17 protein-coding genes are annotated in these 17,342 nt (G+C 61.4%); 6 read left to right on the plus strand and 11 right to left on the minus strand.

Going from position 1 to position 17,342, the window contains the following annotated elements; all coding sequences use genetic code 11:
- Positions 1-131: 131 nt before the first annotated feature.
- Both PSFL_RS14055 and PSFL_RS14060 read right to left on the minus strand, forming a co-directional pair.
- Positions 132-797, minus strand: coding sequence for a fumarylacetoacetate hydrolase family protein (locus tag PSFL_RS14055; RefSeq protein ID WP_397470188.1), 666 nt, complete (start codon positions 795-797; stop codon positions 132-134).
- Between the two features lie 24 nt (positions 798-821).
- On the minus strand, positions 822-2,216 hold the full coding sequence (locus PSFL_RS14060; protein WP_057960917.1) for an FAD-binding oxidoreductase: 1,395 nt from the start codon (positions 2,214-2,216) through the stop codon (positions 822-824).
- A gap of 205 nt (positions 2,217-2,421) precedes the next feature.
- Here PSFL_RS14060 and serA point away from each other — a divergent pair, with 205 nt between their 5' ends.
- Positions 2,422-3,651, plus strand: a complete 1,230-nt coding sequence (gene serA / locus PSFL_RS14065) for a phosphoglycerate dehydrogenase (RefSeq protein ID WP_029289418.1) — start codon at positions 2,422-2,424, stop codon at positions 3,649-3,651.
- A 63-nt stretch (positions 3,652-3,714) separates the two neighbouring features.
- Here the strand turns inward: serA and PSFL_RS14070 are convergent, their stop codons facing one another.
- The gene (locus PSFL_RS14070; protein ID WP_057440418.1) at positions 3,715-4,152 is read right to left on the minus strand and encodes a DUF4399 domain-containing protein; all 438 of its coding nucleotides are present in this window, start codon (positions 4,150-4,152) and stop codon (positions 3,715-3,717) included.
- Between the two features lie 134 nt (positions 4,153-4,286).
- On the opposite strand from PSFL_RS14070, the gene PSFL_RS14075 reads away from it, so the two are divergent.
- Positions 4,287-4,910, plus strand: coding sequence for a transporter substrate-binding domain-containing protein (locus PSFL_RS14075; protein WP_115129227.1), 624 nt, complete (start codon positions 4,287-4,289; stop codon positions 4,908-4,910).
- 147 nt (positions 4,911-5,057) lie between these two features.
- Here the strand turns inward: PSFL_RS14075 and PSFL_RS14080 are convergent, their stop codons facing one another.
- A complete protein-coding gene (locus PSFL_RS14080; RefSeq protein ID WP_397470189.1) occupies positions 5,058-5,552 on the minus strand; it encodes a DUF523 domain-containing protein in 495 nt (164 codons plus the stop codon).
- 2 nt (positions 5,553-5,554) lie between these two features.
- The gene (locus PSFL_RS14085) at positions 5,555-6,187 is read right to left on the minus strand and encodes a 2OG-Fe(II) oxygenase (RefSeq protein WP_057440421.1); all 633 of its coding nucleotides are present in this window, start codon (positions 6,185-6,187) and stop codon (positions 5,555-5,557) included.
- A 131-nt stretch (positions 6,188-6,318) separates the two neighbouring features.
- Here PSFL_RS14085 and PSFL_RS14090 point away from each other — a divergent pair, with 131 nt between their 5' ends.
- Entirely contained in the window at positions 6,319-7,071 is a 753-nt protein-coding gene (locus PSFL_RS14090) for a DUF2059 domain-containing protein (RefSeq protein WP_057440422.1), read from the plus strand.
- A 41-nt stretch (positions 7,072-7,112) separates the two neighbouring features.
- Here the strand turns inward: PSFL_RS14090 and PSFL_RS14095 are convergent, their stop codons facing one another.
- Entirely contained in the window at positions 7,113-8,054 is a 942-nt protein-coding gene (locus PSFL_RS14095) for an alpha/beta hydrolase (RefSeq protein WP_057440423.1), read from the minus strand.
- A 111-nt stretch (positions 8,055-8,165) separates the two neighbouring features.
- Here PSFL_RS14095 and PSFL_RS14100 point away from each other — a divergent pair, with 111 nt between their 5' ends.
- Positions 8,166-8,741 carry a DUF6436 domain-containing protein gene (locus PSFL_RS14100; RefSeq protein WP_057440424.1) on the plus strand — a complete coding sequence of 192 codons (576 nt, stop codon included), beginning with the start codon at positions 8,166-8,168 and terminating at the stop codon, positions 8,739-8,741.
- Between the two features lie 27 nt (positions 8,742-8,768).
- Positions 8,769-11,138, plus strand: coding sequence for a penicillin acylase family protein (locus PSFL_RS14105; protein ID WP_397470190.1), 2,370 nt, complete (start codon positions 8,769-8,771; stop codon positions 11,136-11,138).
- A 25-nt stretch (positions 11,139-11,163) separates the two neighbouring features.
- Here the strand turns inward: PSFL_RS14105 and PSFL_RS14110 are convergent, their stop codons facing one another.
- Positions 11,164-12,129: a GlxA family transcriptional regulator gene (locus tag PSFL_RS14110; protein WP_198799494.1), complete on the minus strand. Its 966-nt coding sequence runs from the start codon at positions 12,127-12,129 to the stop codon at positions 11,164-11,166.
- Positions 12,130-12,387: 258 nt separating this feature from the next.
- On the opposite strand from PSFL_RS14110, the gene PSFL_RS14115 reads away from it, so the two are divergent.
- Positions 12,388-13,029, plus strand: a complete 642-nt coding sequence (locus PSFL_RS14115; protein ID WP_057440607.1) for an HD domain-containing protein — start codon at positions 12,388-12,390, stop codon at positions 13,027-13,029.
- A 130-nt stretch (positions 13,030-13,159) separates the two neighbouring features.
- On the opposite strand, the gene PSFL_RS14120 is transcribed toward PSFL_RS14115, so the two are convergent.
- From PSFL_RS14120 to PSFL_RS14135, 4 genes are all read right to left on the minus strand, one after another.
- Positions 13,160-14,044: an ABC transporter permease subunit gene (locus tag PSFL_RS14120; RefSeq protein ID WP_057440425.1), complete on the minus strand. Its 885-nt coding sequence runs from the start codon at positions 14,042-14,044 to the stop codon at positions 13,160-13,162.
- On the minus strand, positions 14,041-14,961 hold the full coding sequence (locus PSFL_RS14125) for an ABC transporter permease subunit (RefSeq protein ID WP_029289447.1): 921 nt from the start codon (positions 14,959-14,961) through the stop codon (positions 14,041-14,043). Before PSFL_RS14125 ends, PSFL_RS14120 begins: the two co-directional genes overlap by 4 nt.
- On the minus strand, positions 14,958-16,100 hold the full coding sequence (locus PSFL_RS14130) for an ABC transporter ATP-binding protein (RefSeq protein ID WP_029289449.1): 1,143 nt from the start codon (positions 16,098-16,100) through the stop codon (positions 14,958-14,960). Before PSFL_RS14130 ends, PSFL_RS14125 begins: the two co-directional genes overlap by 4 nt.
- Positions 16,101-16,167: 67 nt before the next feature.
- Positions 16,168-17,262, minus strand: a complete 1,095-nt coding sequence (locus PSFL_RS14135; protein ID WP_057440426.1) for a polyamine ABC transporter substrate-binding protein — start codon at positions 17,260-17,262, stop codon at positions 16,168-16,170.
- Positions 17,263-17,342: the final 80 nt, after the last annotated feature.

Consider the following 17,342-nt stretch of genomic DNA (forward strand, 5'->3'; position numbering starts at 1 on the left):
TCTGTGTACGGGCTTGTGTGGGAGCCGGGCTTGCCCGCGATGCAAGCACCGTGGTGTATCAGGCACACCGCGGGGATGCTATCGCAGGCAAGCCAGCTCCCACACAAGCCGGCTCCTACAGAGGGATGGGGTTAGCGTACGGCGCTTTCGAAGCGACTGACACCCGGCAGTTCCAGCACCAGCTCGTCACCCACTTCCAGCGGGCCCACGCCCACAGGGGTGCCGGTCAGGATCACATCCCCGGCCTGCAGCGAGAAGCAACCGGCCATGTGCTGGATCATCGGCACGATCGGGTTGAGCATCTGCGCGCTGTTACCGTCCTGGCGCACCTGGCCATTGATGCTCAGGCGAATGCCGATATCGGTAAAGTCCGGGAAGGTGCTGCCCACCACGAACGGGGCAATGACCGCCGCGCCGTCGAAGGACTTGGCGATTTCCCACGGCAGGCCCTTGGCCTTGAGTTCGGCCTGCTTGTCGCGCAAGGTCAGGTCCAGGGCCGGGGCGAAGCCGGAGATGGCGTCCAGCACTTCTTCACGGCTCGGGGTTTTCGACAGGGGTTTGCCGATCAGCACCGCGATTTCCGCTTCGTAATGCACCGAACCGCGCTCGGCTGGAATGGCAAAGCCGCCTTCCAACGGCACCACGCAACTGCCCGGTTTGATAAACAGCAGAGGCTCGGTCGGCACCGGGTTATCCAGTTCCTTAGCGTGTTCGGCGTAGTTGCGCCCGATGCAGACCACTTTACCCAGTGGAAAGTGGATGTTGGTGCCGTCGACGTACTTGTGCTGATAGCTCATGGCCCGCTTCCTCTTTCGTGATGGTTAAACAGCGAAGATCTTGCCCGGGTTCATGATCCCGTTCGGGTCGAACACCGCTTTCACTGCCTTCATGTATTCGATTTCAACCGGAGAACGGCTGTACGTCAGGTAGTCGCGCTTGGTCATGCCCACGCCATGCTCCGCGGAGATCGAGCCGTTGTACTTCTCGACGGTCTCGAACACCCACTTGTTGACGGTGGCGCACTTGGCGAAGAACTCGTCCTTGGACAGGTTTTGCGGCTTGAGGATGTTCAAGTGCAAGTTGCCGTCACCGATATGGCCGAACCAGACAATTTCGAAGTCTGGGTAGTGTTCGCCGACGATCGCGTCGATTTCCTTGAGAAATGCCGGCACTTTCGACACGGTGACCGAGATGTCGTTCTTGTACGGCGTCCAGTGGGAGATGGTCTCGGAGATGTACTCGCGCAGCTTCCACAGGTTGTGCAACTGGGTTTCGCTCTGGCTCATCACGCCATCCAGCACCCAGCCCTGCTCGACGCAGTGTTCGAAGGTTTCCAGGGCGTGGTTGGCCACTTCTTCGGTAGTGGCTTCGAATTCCAGCAGGGCGTAGAACGGGCACTCGGTGTCGAACGGTGCCGGCACATCGCCACGGCCGAGGACTTTGGCCAGGGCCTTGTCGGAAAAGAACTCAAAGGCGGTCAGGTCCAGCTTGCTCTGGAACGCGTGCAGTACCGGCATGATCGAGTCGAAGTCAGCAGTGCCCAACACCATGGCGGTGAGGTTTTTCGGCGCCCGGTCCAGGCGCATGGTGGCTTCGACCACAAAGCCCAGGGTGCCTTCGGCGCCGATAAACAACTGGCGCATGTCGTAGCCGGTGGCGTTCTTGATCAAGTCGCGGTTCAGTTCCAGCACATCGCCCTTGCCGGTGACGACCTTCATGCCCGCCACCCAGTTGCGGGTCATGCCGTAGCGAATGACCTTGATCCCGCCGGCATTGGTGCCGATATTGCCGCCAATCTGGCTGGAACCGGACGAGGCGAAGTCCACTGGGTAGTACAACCCGTTTTCTTCGGCGACGTTCTGCAACTGCTTGGTGACCACACCCGGCTGGCACACGGCGGTGCGATCGGTGAGGTTCACATCGAGGATCTGGTTCATATAGTCGAACGACACCACCACTTCGCCATTGGCCGCCACGGCGGCCGCCGACAGACCGGTACGCCCACCGGATGGCACCAGCGCCACCTTGTGCGTGTTGGCCCAGCGGACAATGGCCTGCACCTGTTCAATGGTCTTGGGGAAGACGATCGCGGTCGGCGCGGGGGCGAAGTGCTTGGTCCAATCCTTGCCGTAAGCCTCCAGGGAGTCGGCATCGGTCAGCACTTTGCCGGGCTCAACCAGGGTCTTTAGCTCATCAATCAGGGCAGGATGGGTCATCGACAGAACTCTCGAACAATTCATGGTCATCCTGAGAACGCTTCACGTCGCAGGAATGAGTGTTTAGCGGGGCGCGTATGCTAGCATACCGCCCCCGCAGGACAGAGCCCAAGGGCGTTTCTGCGGTGACGGCTTTCCTGCCGTCCGGGTCAGCTTAAGCGATCCGATTCCCTGCCATTTTTCTCCGGGATACAGGTTTACGCAGATGAGCAAGACTTCTCTCGATAAGAGCAAGATCAAGTTCCTTCTTCTGGAAGGCGTCCACCCATCGGCCGTCGACGTCCTAAAGGCCGCCGGGTACACCAGCATTGAGTACATCACCAGTTCTCTGCCGGAATCCCAGCTCAAGGAAAAGATCGCCGACGCGCACTTTATCGGCATTCGCTCCCGCACCCAGTTGACCGAAGAGATCTTCGACCACGCCAAGAAGTTGGTGGCGGTCGGCTGTTTCTGCATCGGCACCAACCAGGTCGACCTCAATGCAGCGCGCGAGCGCGGTATCGCAGTGTTCAACGCCCCGTACTCCAACACCCGTTCCGTGGCGGAGCTGGTGTTGGCGGAAGCCATCCTGCTGTTGCGCGGTATCCCTGAGAAGAACGCTTCCTGCCACCGTGGCGGCTGGATCAAGAGCGCGGCCAACTCCTTCGAAATCCGCGGCAAGAAGCTGGGTATCGTCGGTTACGGCTCCATTGGTACCCAACTGTCGGTACTGGCTGAAGGCCTGGGCATGCAGGTGTTCTTCTACGACACCCTGACCAAGCTGCCGTTGGGCAACGCCACCCAGGTGTCGAGCCTGACCGAACTGCTGGGCATGTCCGACATCGTTACCCTGCACGTGCCGGAAACCGCTGAGACCCAGTGGATGATCGGCGAGAAAGAAATCCGCGCCATCAAGAAGGGCGGGATCCTGATCAACGCCGCACGCGGCACCGTGGTCGAGCTGGATGCCCTGGCCGACGCGATCAAGGACAAGCACCTGATCGGCGCCGCCATCGACGTGTTCCCGGTGGAGCCACGCTCCAACGACGACATCTTCGAAAGCCCGCTGCGCGGCCTGGACAACGTGATCCTGACCCCGCACATCGGCGGTTCCACCGCTGAAGCCCAGGCCAACATCGGCCTGGAAGTGGCAGAGAAGCTGGTCAAGTACAGCGACAACGGTACGTCGGTGTCCTCGGTCAACTTCCCGGAAGTGGCCCTGCCGGCTCACCCTGGCAAGCACCGCCTGCTGCACATCCACCAGAACATCCCGGGTGTGATGATGGAGATCAACAAGGTTTTCGCGGAAAACGGCATCAACATCTCCGGTCAGTTCCTGCAGACCAACGAGAAGGTCGGCTACGTGGTGATCGACGTCGACGCCGAGTACTCGGACCTGGCGCAAGAGAAGCTGCAGCACATCAGCGGCACTATTCGTAGCCGCGTGTTGTTCTAAGGTTTCAAGCGTGTACGAAAAAGGGAGCCCCTCGGGGCTCCCTTTTTTTCGTCTGAACAAATCTTACTTGACGGTAACGGTGATCACTTTTGAGGCTACAGTAGGCTCGAACTGACGATGCAGGTTATCGCCCGCCACCAGTTGCAGGGTGTGCTTGCCTGGGGCCAGGGTCAGCTCGGTCTTGGTTTGCGCCTTGCCGAAGTGGATCACGGTATCGGTGGCCGGAATCGGCTGGCTTGGGTCAGGCAATTGGGTCTGGTCGACCAGCAGGTGGTGATGGCCTGCGCCTGGCACCTGTTTGTCGATGGGTTCCAGGTCCATGCCTTTGATGCCGAACTCGACGGTGAAGGTCTTATCGACCGTAGCACCATCCTTGGGTGAAACAATGAACACTTCAGCACCCTTTGGCGCCGGTGTACGTGGGATATCTGCGGCAGACGCCAGCATTGAAGCCCCCAGCAGCAGGCTGGCCAGGGTTGCACGAGACAAAATGGCTTTCATTAACTTCTCCAGTTTTTCTGTGAAATCTGTAGGGTTATGACAACTTAGTGACGAAACGTTGTCCAAGGCACTCGACACCATAGCAAAGCGAGCCTTAACCGCGTCTCGCACCTTCGAATTCTTTAGGAGTGACCATGCGTTTTCTGCCTGGCCTGTTACTTGTGCTGCCTTTGCTGAGCCCCCTGGCTCACGCCGAACTGTTCGACGACGTGTTTGACCGTGGGGAGCTGCGCATTGCCCTGGAAGCGGACACGCCGCCCTTCAACTTCAAGGAAGGCGACAAACTCACCGGTTTTGAAGTGGAACTGGGTGAGTTACTGGCTCGGGAAATGGACGTACGCGCCTCCTTTATCACCACCGACGACAGCGACTTGCTGCCCGGCGTGGAAAGCGGCAAGTACGACGTGGCGATCAACCACATCGCTGTGACTCCTGAACTGCAGGATCGTTTCGATTTCAGCGCGCCTTATAGCTATGCCAATGCCCAGATGCTTGCTAACAAGCAGCAAAAACCCCTGTTGAGCGGCCTGAATACACTCACCAGCAGTCAATTTGCCGCCAAGCCCACCGCGGGCGTGGATTTGCGCAGCCGTGTCGATGCCAAGGCCACGTTGACCCTGGCCATCCCCTTCCAGAAGGGCAACCCGGCGTTCAAATCGAGCCTGGACAAGGCACTGGAGCGGATCAAGGCCGATGGGCGGCTGACGGCGCTGTCGGAAAAGTGGTTTGAGGCAGATACCAGCAAACCCGCCAAATAACCAATGTGGGGCCAGGTTTGTGTGAGAGCGGGCTTGTGTGGGAGCGGGCTTGCTCGCGAAAGCGGTGTGTCAGTCAACAAATCTGGCACTGATAAACCGCATTCGCGAGCAAGCCCGCTCCCACAAAAGGCTGGTCCTACATGGGATTTAAGCGGGGTTTGAGAGCTGGGCCAGGGCGGCAGCCGCCTCAACCAGCTCCAGCTCGCTGAACACCAGTACCCCATGGCGCTTGAGCAACGCCGCCGTCACGCCTTCGCCCGTGACTTTCACCCCACTGAAGGTGCCGTCATACGTCAGCAGGTTGCCGCATGACGGGCTGTTGGCCTTGAGTACGGCGATGCGGATGCCATGAAGCTGCACCAAAGCCAGGGCCTGGCGCGCGCCGTCAAGGAAGGCTTCGCTGAAGTCCTCGCCATTGGCGGTCAACACTTGGGCGCGGCCTTCCCACACATCCATGCCCTGCCCGCCCGGAATCTCGGCAGATGGCCGTGGGGTAGGCAGGCCACCGCCCACTTCCGGACACACCGCGACCACTCGGCCCTCGGCTTGCCAGGTCGCCAGTTGGTCAAACGGCCCGCTGGCCCCACCGTCGTAACGTACGCGATGCCCCAGCAGGCAGCGGCTGACCAGAATCTTTTGCATGCTCAAAACGGCTCGTTGCCCCGCCGGCGAAACCAGCCGGTCAGGGACAAGCGTTCGCGGTGGGCAGGCAGGACTTCATGGGGCACTTCCCCCGACAGGAACACCACCAGGCAACCGCCGGCGGGGTCCACATCGTGCTCAACGCCGTCCTTGAGGTACATGCGTAACTGGCCGCCGTGCTCGGGCAGCCAGTCCTGGTTCAGGTAGACCACCGCCGAGACCATGCGCCGGTCATCGTCGCGAAAACGGTCGAGGTGCTTGAGGTAAAACGCCCCCGGCGGGTACATGGCGAAGTGGCATTCGAACTCTTCCAGGCCGAGGAACAGCCCACGGTTCATCGCCAGCCGCAGGCTGTCCATCAACGCCAGATAGCGGTCACAGATAGCTGCCTGGCCGGGCTCCAGCCACTGGATATGGTCGCCACGGATCCCCTCGCGAATCTCCTGGGCCGGGCCGCGTCCGACAGCGGCCGGTGCCAATTCACCTTCAGCGGCACGTTTATGGCACTCAGCCGCCAGTTCCAGGGTCAGAGCCTCTGGCAGGAAGATGTTCTGCTGCGACCAGCCCTTCACGGCCAGGTCGTCGACAATGCGTAGCAGCAGCGGGTCATCAGGGGATATTTGCATGGCGCGCATAGTATCCATACGCCTGGCAAACCGACAGCGCCGCCTAGCGCCTAAACACACTTTAGTCAGGTGACTGATAGGACTTCTCGACAAATCCTACGCCCGACACGGACAATAGTGGCCGACTGACAGGAGTCCCTATGCGTCGTTTGTTTTTATCCTTGCTGATGTTCTGCGTATTGCCCGCCTGGGCAGACAGCCATGACCAGTTGTATGCGGTCGCCGGCTGGCCGGAACAACGCGCGCATTTTAATGACGCCTTGAGTGCTGCCCAGCAGCGCTACCGCAACAGCTTGCCGCCGGCGGTGTACCAGGCGCTGGTGGACAACAGCAATAAACGCTTCGCCCCCAAGGCCATGGATCAGCGCGCCGAAGCCCAGTTGCGCCAGAACCTGGCGGACCCCAAACCGGCGCTGGCGTTTTTCCAATCGCCGCTGGGGCGCAAGATTGTCGCCGCCGAGTTGCTGGCGACCCGCCGTGACCAGTTGGCCAAGAACGCCCAGGGCTTGCCGCAGATCCAGGCCGACGCCACCCGCAGCCTGATCATCGGCCACCTGGCCCAGGCCCTGCCCGCCCGCGAAGCCGGGGCCGAGGTCAGCCTGGCGATTGCCGGCGTGGCCGCAGACAGCCTGAGCCAGATGATCCCCGGCCTGTTGGGCGGCGGTCAGGCGCAAAGCATGCTCAACGGCCAGCGCGAGCGCTTGATGCAGCAGATCGGCAATGACCTGAACAACACTTTGCTGTACGTCTATCGGGATCTGTCGGACCCGGAGCTGGAAGAGTTCGCCACCTTTGCCGAATCGCCAGAAGGCAAGGCTTACTACCAGGCGGCACTGGCGGCGATCCGCGCAGGGCTGGCGGTGGGGCAAAGCACTTCAAGCCTGGCCCCGTAACAATCTGCGAGCGGGTTTGCCTGCTCCCAAATTTGATTGCGTCAGGTCAGATGGTCGCTGAGAAACTTGAAATATTCCTCGCGAATTTGCGGCAGTTCATTGGCCAGATGATGCCGGCCCTTGGGCAACATCAGGATCTGCGGCTGATCAAACTTGCCGCGCAGCACCTGCAGATTGTGCTGCCAATCCACCGTCATATCCTCCTCGCCCTGCACGATCAGGGGCCGTCGCGTGCTGCGGGGCGCGGCCTCGATGCGTTTGATCCAGCGCGCCAGCGCGCCCACCCAGGCGGTCGGCAACTGCCGGGGCTGTAGCGGATCGGCTTCGAGGAACGGACGGAACGCCGGGTCATTGCTATTATCGCTGAAACGTCGGGCGATGCCTTTGACGAACGGCTTGAGCAGGTAATAGCTCAGTTGCGACCAACCCCAGGCACGCGGCCGCACCAGTGGCGACAACAGGAAGGTCTGGCCTTGCGCCGGGCTGCTGGCGCCCTGGTTGAGCAGATGGTCCACCACAATCGCCCCGCCAGTGCTTTGCCCGAACAGATGCCAGGGCTTGGGCAACTGCAGCGCGTCGGCCTGTGCGAACAAGCCCTGCACCACATGCTGGTACACCGCGAAGTCGTCGATACTGGCGCGCTCACCGCTGGACAGGCCATGGCCCGGCAAATCGCAGGCAATCACCACGAAGCCCTGGTCCAGGCCCCACTCCACCACGCTGCGGTACAACCCCATGTGGTCGTAAAAACCGTGGAACATAAACAGTGTTGCCACAGGTTGCGCCGGCCACCAGACCTGGCTGACTACCTCGAACCCATCCACTTCGAAGCGCCCCAGGCGGCTGGCCACCAGGGTTTTGCGCGCGGCCAGATCCAGCCCGTAGAAGCGCTGGTAGACCCTGGCCTCAGCCGAAAGCGGCTGCGCGTCCACCAGGGGCCGCAAGCTTTCGCGCAGATGATCGGGGTCAAAGGTAACGGGCATAAGTACTTCCAGACTAGGGCTTCACAGCAGTGAACAGATGAATATCGAGTCGCGATATTCATCTGTCAGGGCAAGCATGGCAAGCTACGCCACCGTCGAGGATTGTTCTGAATGCGAAAACCCTACCGCTCTGCCCTGCTCGCCAGCCTGATCCTGCTGATCTGCGCCGCCGTGCTGTGGGCCGCGTATGACTGGTTCCAGGGCCGCTACCTGCGGGCATTCAGCGAACATACGGCGGTGTTCTCCGGCGACCTGCTGCGCCTGCCCGACGACCTCGCCGGGCCCGGCCCGATCCGCCTGGTGCACTTCTGGGACCCAGCCTGCCCGTGCAATGTCGGCAACCAGCAGCACCTGAGCGAACTGATCGAGCAATACGCGCCCCAGGGCGTGGAGTTCTATGCCCTGCAAAAAGCCGGCAGCCACGGCCAACTGCCCGAGAACCTCGGCGCGATGAAAATCATCACCGCCCTGCCCGGCGCCGACCAGGTACCCGCCAGCCCAGCGGTAGGCATCTGGGACCGCAACGGCAAACTGGCGTATTTCGGCCCGTACAGCGAGGGCCTGACCTGTAATTCGAGCAACAGCTTTATCGAACCGATCCTGCAGGCGCTCAACGGCGGCCGCGCGGTGAATGCGACCCACACCCTGGCGGTGGGCTGCTATTGTTCCTGGCCAAAAGGCTCCTAGCCCAACTTCTAATAATAAGGATCGTTCATGAAGCGCGTCTTGTCGGGTCTCGCGGCCCTGCTGGTGTTGATCGCCCTCGGGGCTGGCTGGTACGTCTACAGCAAGCAACCGACCCGCCAGGGCACGGTGGAGCTGGCCAACCTGCAAGGCTCGGTGACGGTGCGCTACGACGACCGTGGGGTGCCACATATCCGCGCCGAGAACGAGGCCGACCTGTATCGCGCCCTGGGGTATGTGCACGCCCAGGACCGCCTGTTCCAGATGGAAATCATGCGCCGCCTGGCGCGCGGTGAGCTGGCCGAGGTGCTCGGCGCCAAGTTGCTCGACACCGACAAACTGTTCCGCAGCCTGCGCATCCGCGAGCGCGCCACCACCTACGCGGCGCAGATGGACCGCCAGTCACCGCACTGGAAGGCCCTGCAAGCCTATCTGGACGGGATCAACCAATATCAGGACCGCCACGCCAGCCCCATGGAGTTTGACGTGCTGGGCATCCCCAAGCGGCCGTTCACCGCCGAAGACACCATCAGCATCGCCGGCTACCTGGCCTACAGCTTTGCCGCAGCTTTTCGCACAGAGCCCTTGCTGACCTACGTGCGCGACCAACTGGGCAGCGACTACCTGAAGGTGTTTGACCTCGACTGGAAACCCAAGGGCGACCTGAGCCTGGCCGCCGCCGACTGGCAGGGCTTGAGTGCCATCGCCCGCCTCAGCGAGCAGGCCCTGGCCGACAATGGCCTGCCGCAGTTCGAAGGCAGCAACGCCTGGGCCATCAGCGGCAACCGCACCAAGAGCGGCAAGCCGTTGCTGGCGGGCGACCCGCATATCCGCTTCTCGGTGCCGTCGGTGTGGTACGAGGCGCACCTGTCGGCGCCCGGCTTTGAACTCTACGGTTATCACAACGCCCTGGTGCCGGTGGCGTTCCTGGGCCACAACAAAGCGTTCGGCTGGAGCCTGACGATGTTCCAGAACGATGACCTCGACCTGATCGCCGAGCAGGTCAACCCGGACAACCCCAACCAGGTGCGCTACCACGACCAGTGGGTCGACATGACGACCAGCGAGCAACAGATCGCGGTCAAGGGCCAGGCCCCGGTGACGCTGACCCTGCGCCAGTCGCCCCACGGCCCGATCATCAACGACGTGCTCGGCGCCAATGCCGGCACCACGCCGATTGCCATGTGGTGGGCGTTCCTCGATACCGAAAACCCGATCCTCGATGGTTTCTACCAGCTCAACCGCGCCGACACCCTGGCCAAGGCCCGCATGGCAGTGGCCAAGGTGCATGCGCCGGGGCTGAATATCGTGTGGGCCAATGCCAAGGGCGATATTGGCTGGTGGGCTGCAGCGCAGTTGCCGATCCGCCCGGCCGGGGCCAACGCCGGATTCATCCTCGATGGCAGCACCGCCCAGGCCGACAAGCTGGGCTTCTACCCTTTCAGCGCCAACCCCCAGGAAGAAAACCCGGCCCGTGGCTACGTGGTCTCGGCCAATGCCCAGCCGGTGTCGCCTACTGGCATGCAGATCCCCGGCTACTACAACCTGGCGGACCGTGGCCAACAGTTGAACGCGCAATTGAGCGACAACCAGGTCAAATGGGACCTGGACAACAGCCAGGCCCTGCAACTGGGCACCACCACCGCCTACGGGCCACGCCTGCTGGCGCCGCTGTTGCCGGTGCTGCGCGAGGTGGTCAAGGATCCCGCCGAACTCAAGTTGCTGGAACAGTTGGCCGCGTGGAAAGGCGATTACCCGGTGGAGTCGATCCCGGCCACGCTGTTCAACCAACTGTTATACGACCTGACCGACGCGGCCTTTCGTCCCAAGCTGGGTGACGAGATGTTCAAGACCCTGATCACCACCCGTGTGGTCGACGCCGCCTTGCCGCGCCTGGCCGCCGCTGCCGATTCGCCGTGGTGGAACGGGCAGCGCGCCGCGACCGTCAAGCGCGCCTGGGACAACAGCCTGGCCCATCTGAAAAGCACCTTCGGCGACGACCCGGCACAATGGCAGTGGGGCAAGGCCCATACCCTGACCCACGGCCATCCGCTGGGCATCAAGCAGCCGCTGGACCAGATCGTCAACGTCGGGCCGTTTGCCGCACCGGGCAGCCACGAAGTGCCGAACAACCTGTCGGCAATCATTGGCCCGGCACCGTGGCCGGTGACTTACGGCCCGTCCACCCGACGCCTGGTGGACTTCGCCGACGCCGCTCACGCCCTGACCATCAACCCGGTGGGCCAAAGCGGCGTGCCATTCGACAAGCACTATGCCGATCAGGCCGAGACCTATATCGAAGGCGGGTACGAACAGGCGCATTTTGATGAAGAAGAGGTCCAGGCCAATACCCGTGGCACCCTCAAACTGTTGCCCGCCCGCCCCCCACAACAGCCCTGAAGAAACACACTAAACATGTGGGAGCTCAAACCGGCGCCGCAAAGTTGAGTCGGAACTGCTGCGGCGTCACCCCCAACCGGCGATTGAACACACTGCGCAGGTGCTGGGCGTCGCGAAAGCCGCATTGGTAGGCCACGGTCTTCAGCGGCGCCGTACTGCTTTCCAGTAGCACCCGCGCCGCATCCACCCGCGCCCGCTCGACAAACTCCGCCGGGGTGATCTGCGCTTCACGGGCAAATACCCGCGAGAAATTACGCGCACTCATATTGGCCGCGCGGGCCAGGTCAGCAATGCCCAGGTCGCCGGTCAGGTTCGCCAGCACGTACAACTGCACCTGTGCCACGGCTGAGGTGGCTTCGGCGTGGGGCGTGAGAAACGGGCTGAACTGCGATTGGCCGCCGCTGCGCTGGGTAAACACCACCAGGCGCTTGGCCACGCTCAAGGCCACTTCCGGGCCGTGGTCCTGGGCCAGCAGGTACAACGACAGGTCGATACCCGCCGTGACCCCGGCCGACGTGTAAAGATTGCCGTCCTGCACGTAGAGGCGGTCGGCGTCGACCTGAGTCGAGGGGCACAGGCGCGCCAAATCAGCCGCGTCGCTCCAGTGGGTGGTGACGGTTTTGCCATCCAGCAATCCGGCCCGGGCCAGCATGAAGGCGCCGTTACAGATCGAACCGAAGCGCCGGGCCCTGGCGCTGGCGTCCTGCAGCCATTGATTGAACGCCAGGCCGAAATCCTCGAAGGGCAACTGCGGGCCGCCAGCGACCAACAGCAGGTCATAGGCTTGCAGGGCTTCGCTGTAATGGGTGTGGGCCTGCAATGACAGGCCGTTGGAGCAGGCGATCTGACCCTGGACCTGGCCGATGACTTCGAGTTGGTAATGATCCTCCGGCGCCAGGAAGCGATTGGCCTCGCAGAACACATCCATGGGACCGGTCACATCCAGTGACTGGACGCCGGGAAAGATCAGGATCGCGACGGTCTTGTGCATGGGTAAACCTTCCTCCGGACTGTCGCAAAACCCTGTGGGAGCTGGCTTGTCTGCGATGGCATCACCTGGGTATACCTGATGTACCGAGGCGATGCTATCGCAGACAAGCCAGCTCCCACATTGGATCGTGTACAACCATGGCGCGATATGAAGGCACATTGGCCGGGATCGCGCCCCTGCGGCGGTGGTTGCCTGGCAACTGGGCGATCAGACTGCACTCATCAGCGCCAACCCCGCGCTTTCTTGAGGATCATGACCATGAGCACCACCATCGCCGGCATCCAAATCCCCGACAGCGCCCTGGCCAAGGCCACCACCGAATACATCCGCGACATTGAATCCGACCTGCTCTACCACCACTCCCGCCGGGTGTTCCTGTTTGGTGCCTTGAGCGGCGAGCGCAAGCAGATGGCCTATAACCCGGAACTGCTGTACGTCGGCGCGATGTTCCATGACCTGGGCCTGATGGAGGGGCATCGCAGCGATGACGAGCGTTTTGAAGTGGACGGCGCCAACGCGGCCGCCGCCTTTCTCAAGCCCTATGGCTTGAGCGATGACGATATCGAGCAAGTATGGCTGTCCATCGCCCTGCACACCACGCCAGGCGTGCCCAAGCACCTGCGCCCTACCGTCGCCCTGGTGACCGCTGGCGTGGAGATGGACGTGCTGGGCATGGACTACGCCGCGTTTACCCACGTGCAGCGCGAGGCGGTGGTGCATGCGCATCCACGGGGTGAAGGGTTCAAGGAGTGCATCATCTGCGCGTTTGCCGACGGGTTGCGCCATCGCCCGCAGACCACGTTTGGCAACGTGAAGACCGATGTGCTGGTGGATCAGGAGCCGGGGTTCAAGCCGATGAACTTTGTCGAAGTGATTCGCCAGTCGCCGTGGACGGCTTAATCAACTTGAAATGCAATCAAATGTGGGAGCTGACTTGCCTGCGATAGCGGTGGTTCAGTCACATCTTCAGTGACTGACCCTCTGCTATCGCAGGCAAGCCAGCTCCCACATTTTGAGCCTGTTCCGGCCGTTAGACCGGTGCTGGCGCCCGGCGTACATCCGGCTGTTTCCAGCCATCCGCTGCCGCTTCTTCGATGGCTTGCTGGATGGCCTTCTTGCGCCGCTCTTCAGCACGGCGGCTGAAGAACCACACCAGGAACGTCACCAGCGACACCGCCAGCAAAATCAGGCTGGCCACGGCGTTGATCTCGGGTTTGACCCCAAGGCGCACCGCCGAGAACACCTCCATCGGCAAGGTGGTCGAACCCGGGCCCGAGACGAAGCTGGCCAGTACCAGGTCATCCAGGGACAACGCGAAGGACATCATGCCGCCCGCCGCCAGCGACGGCGCGATCATCGGGATGGTGATCAGGAAGAACACCTTCCACGGCCGCGCACCGAGGTCCATGGCCGCCTCTTCGATCGACAGGTCCAGCTCACGCAAGCGCGCCGACACCACCACCGCCACATACGCCGCACAGAACGTGGTGTGGGCGATCCAGATGGTGACGATGCCACGCTCCTGGGGCCAGCCGATCATCTGCGCCATGGCCACGAACAGCAGCAACAGCGACAGACCGGTGATCACTTCCGGCATCACCAGTGGCGCGGTCACCAGGCCACCAAACAGCGTGCGGCCCTTGAACTGGCTGATACGGGTCAGCACGAACGCTGCCAACGTACCCAGCGCCACCGCGGCCACTGCCGTGTAGCAGGCGATTTCCAGGGAGCGCGCCACCGAGCCCATCAACTGGGTGTTGTCCAACAGGCCCACGTACCACTTGATCGACCAACCGCCCCACACCGTCACCAGCTTCGATTCGTTGAACGAATAGATCACCAGGATCAGCATCGGCAGGTAGATAAACAGCAGCCCTACGACCAGCATGAAGCTGGAGAAACTGAAGCGCTTCATACCTTGCCCTCCATCTCTTTGGCTTGGCTGCGGTTAAACAGAATGATCGGCACGATCAGGATCGCCAGCATCACCACCGCCAGCGCAGAAGCCACCGGCCAGTCACGGTTGTTGAAGAACTCTTGCCACAACACTTTACCGATCATCAGGGTTTCCGGGCCGCCCAGCAGTTCCGGGATCACGAACTCGCCCACCACCGGGATGAATACCAGCATGCAGCCGGCGATGATGCCGTTCTTGGACAGCGGCACGGTGATTTTCCAGAAACTGTTGAAGGTGCTCGAACCCAGGTCCGACGCGGCCTCCAGCAGGCTCTGGTCGTGCTTCACCAGGTTGGCGTACAGCGGCAGGATCATAAACGGCAGGTACGAATAGACCACGCCGATATACACCGCGATATTGGTGTTGAGGATCTGCAATGGCTCGTTGATCAGGCCCATGGACATCAGGAAGCCATTGAGCAAGCCGTTGTTGCTGAGGATGCCCATCCACGCATACACGCGGATCAGGATCGCGGTCCAGGTCGGCATCATGATCAGCAGCACCAGCACGGTCTGCATCTCTTTGCGCGCACTGGCAATGGCGTAGGCCATCGGGTAGCCGATCAGCAGGCACAAGGCCGTGCTGAAAAACGCCATCTTCAACGAGCCCAGGTAGGCCGCGATGTACAGCTCGTCGCCGGCCAGCAGGCTGTAGTTGGCCAGGTTGAGCACCACCTCCAGCTTCTGCTCGATGTAGGTGTAGATCTCGGTGTAGGGCGGGATCGCCACGTCGGCTTCGGCAAAGCTGATCTTCAGGACGATGAAGAACGGCAGCATGAAGAACAGGAACAGCCACAGGAACGGAATCCCGATGACCACCTGCTTGCCGCTGGGAATTATTCGGTGCAATCGCCGTTTGAATTTCTTCATGTTCATGAGCGAAGTACCACGCCGCTGTCGTCTTCCCACCACACGTAGACCTGGTCACCCCAGGTCGGCCGCGCGCCACGGCGTTCGGCGTTGGCGACGAAGGACTGCACCAGCTTGCCGCTCGGCAGCTCGACGTAGAACACCGAATGGCCGCCCAGGTAGGCGATGTCATGCACCTTGCCGCTGGACCAGTTGTGCTCGCAGGTCGGCATCTCGGTGGTGACCAGCAGCTTTTCCGGGCGGATAGCGTAGGTCACCGATTTGTCTTCCACCGACGTGGCGATGCCATAACCCACGTAGATATCGCGGTCCAGGTCGGCGCACTTGAGCACTGCGTGGCCTTCGGCGTCATCCACCACCACGGTGTCGAAGATGTTGACGTTGCCGATGAACTCGCACACCAGGCGGCTGGTGGGGGTTTCGTAGATGTCGATCGGGCTGCCGATCTGCGCGATCCAGCCCAGGTGCATGATCGCGATGCGCTCGGCCATGGTCATGGCCTCTTCCTGGTCGTGGGTCACCATCACGCAGGTCACGCCGACGCGCTCGATGATTTCGACGAGTTCAAGCTGCATCTGCGAACGCAGCTTCTTGTCCAGGGCGCCCATCGGCTCATCGAGCAGCAGCAGTTTCGGGCGCTTGGCCAGGGAACGGGCCAGGGCCACCCGCTGACGCTGGCCGCCAGACAACTGGTGCGGCTTGCGCTTGGCGTACTGGCTCATCTGTACCAGCTTGAGCATCTCGGCCACGCGGGCCTCGACTTCGGCCTTGGGGATCTTGTCCTGTTGCAGGCCGAAGGCGATGTTCTGCGCCACGGTCATGTGGGGGAACAAGGCGTAGGACTGGAACATCATGTTGATCGGCCGCTCGTAGGGCGGCATATCGGTGATATCAACACCGTCGAGGAAAATCCGCCCTTCGGTCGGGCGCTCGAAACCTGCGAGCATGCGCAGCAAGGTGGATTTGCCCGAACCCGATCCGCCGAGCAAGGCGAAGATCTCGCCTTTCTTGATTTCCAGGGACACATCGTCCACGGCAATCGTCTCGTCGAACTTCTTCGTGACCCGGTCGATTTTGACCAACACCTTTTTCGGTGTCTGGTCGCCCTCGAGGGCTTTCTTATAGGCGCCGGAGGCAACTGCCATTTACGAAACTCCCAGAAAAAAAGAGTGCAGAACGTCCAATACAGACGAACCTTAGATAGTGTGAGCCTTACTTGCCCGTCTTGACCTTGGTCCAGCTACGGGTCATCAAGCGTTGCACTTTCGGGGGTAGCTCGAAGTTGACAAACGTCCGGTCGAGAACCGCCTGCGGTGGGTAAACCGCTTCGTCGGTGCGTATTGATTGCTCCATCAACGTATCCGACCCTGGGTTAGGGTTGGCGTAGCCGACGTAATCACTGACCTGAGCGATCACTTCAGGTTGCAGTAAATAGTTGATGAAGGCGTGGGCCTCCTTGACGTTGGTCGAGTCCTTGGGGATCGCCAGCACGTCAAACCACAGGTTGCCGCCTTCTTTCGGAATCGCGTAGGCGATGTTTACGCCCTTGCCAGCCTCGCTGGCGCGGGCCTTGGCCTGGAACACATCGCCGGAGAACCCGGCGGCCACGCAGATATTGCCGTTGGCCAGGTCCGAGATGTATTTGGATGAGTGGAAGTAGGTCACGTAGGGACGCACTTTCAGGAGTTTTTCCTCAGCCTTTTTGTAGTCGGCCGGGTTGGTACTGTTGGGGTCCAGGCCCATGTAGTTGAGCACCGCTGGCAGCATTTCATCCGCCGAGTCCATAAAGGACACGCCGCAACTGGCCAGCTTCTTCATGTTTTCCGGCTCGAACAGCACGGCCCAGGAGTCGATTTTGTCGACACCCAGCACTTCTTTGACTTTGTCGACGTTGTAGCCAATGCCGTTGGTGCCCCACAGGTAAGGCACGGCGTATTGGTTACCCGGGTCGTTCTTTTCCAGGCGCTTGAGCAGCGCCGGGTCGAGGTTGGCGTAGTTGCTCAACTGCGCCTTGTCGATTTTCTGGAACGCGCCCGCCTTGATCTGCTTGCCCAGGAAGTGGTTGGACGGCACCACCACGTCATACCCGGTGCGCCCGGCCAGCAATTTGCCTTCCAGGGTTTCGTTGGAATCGAACACGTCGTAGACGGGCTTGATGCCGGTGGCCTTTTCAAAGTTGGCCAGGGTGTCGGGGCCGATATAGTCCGACCAGTTATAAACATGCACAGTCGAAGCCGCCTGCACGCTGACTGCCAACGTGAGACCCGCCCCTACCAGCAAGGCTTTGCGAAATAAAGAAATTGGCAAGTGGAGGTCCTCTTAAATAGTTGGGCCCAAAGTTGTTGCCCGACAACAAAACCGGCGCGCAACTTACCCTCGATAAACCG

It is taken from the genome of Pseudomonas sp. DD1 (assembly GCF_044510355.1).
Classification (GTDB): Bacteria; Pseudomonadota; Gammaproteobacteria; order Pseudomonadales; family Pseudomonadaceae; genus Aquipseudomonas; species Aquipseudomonas shahriarae.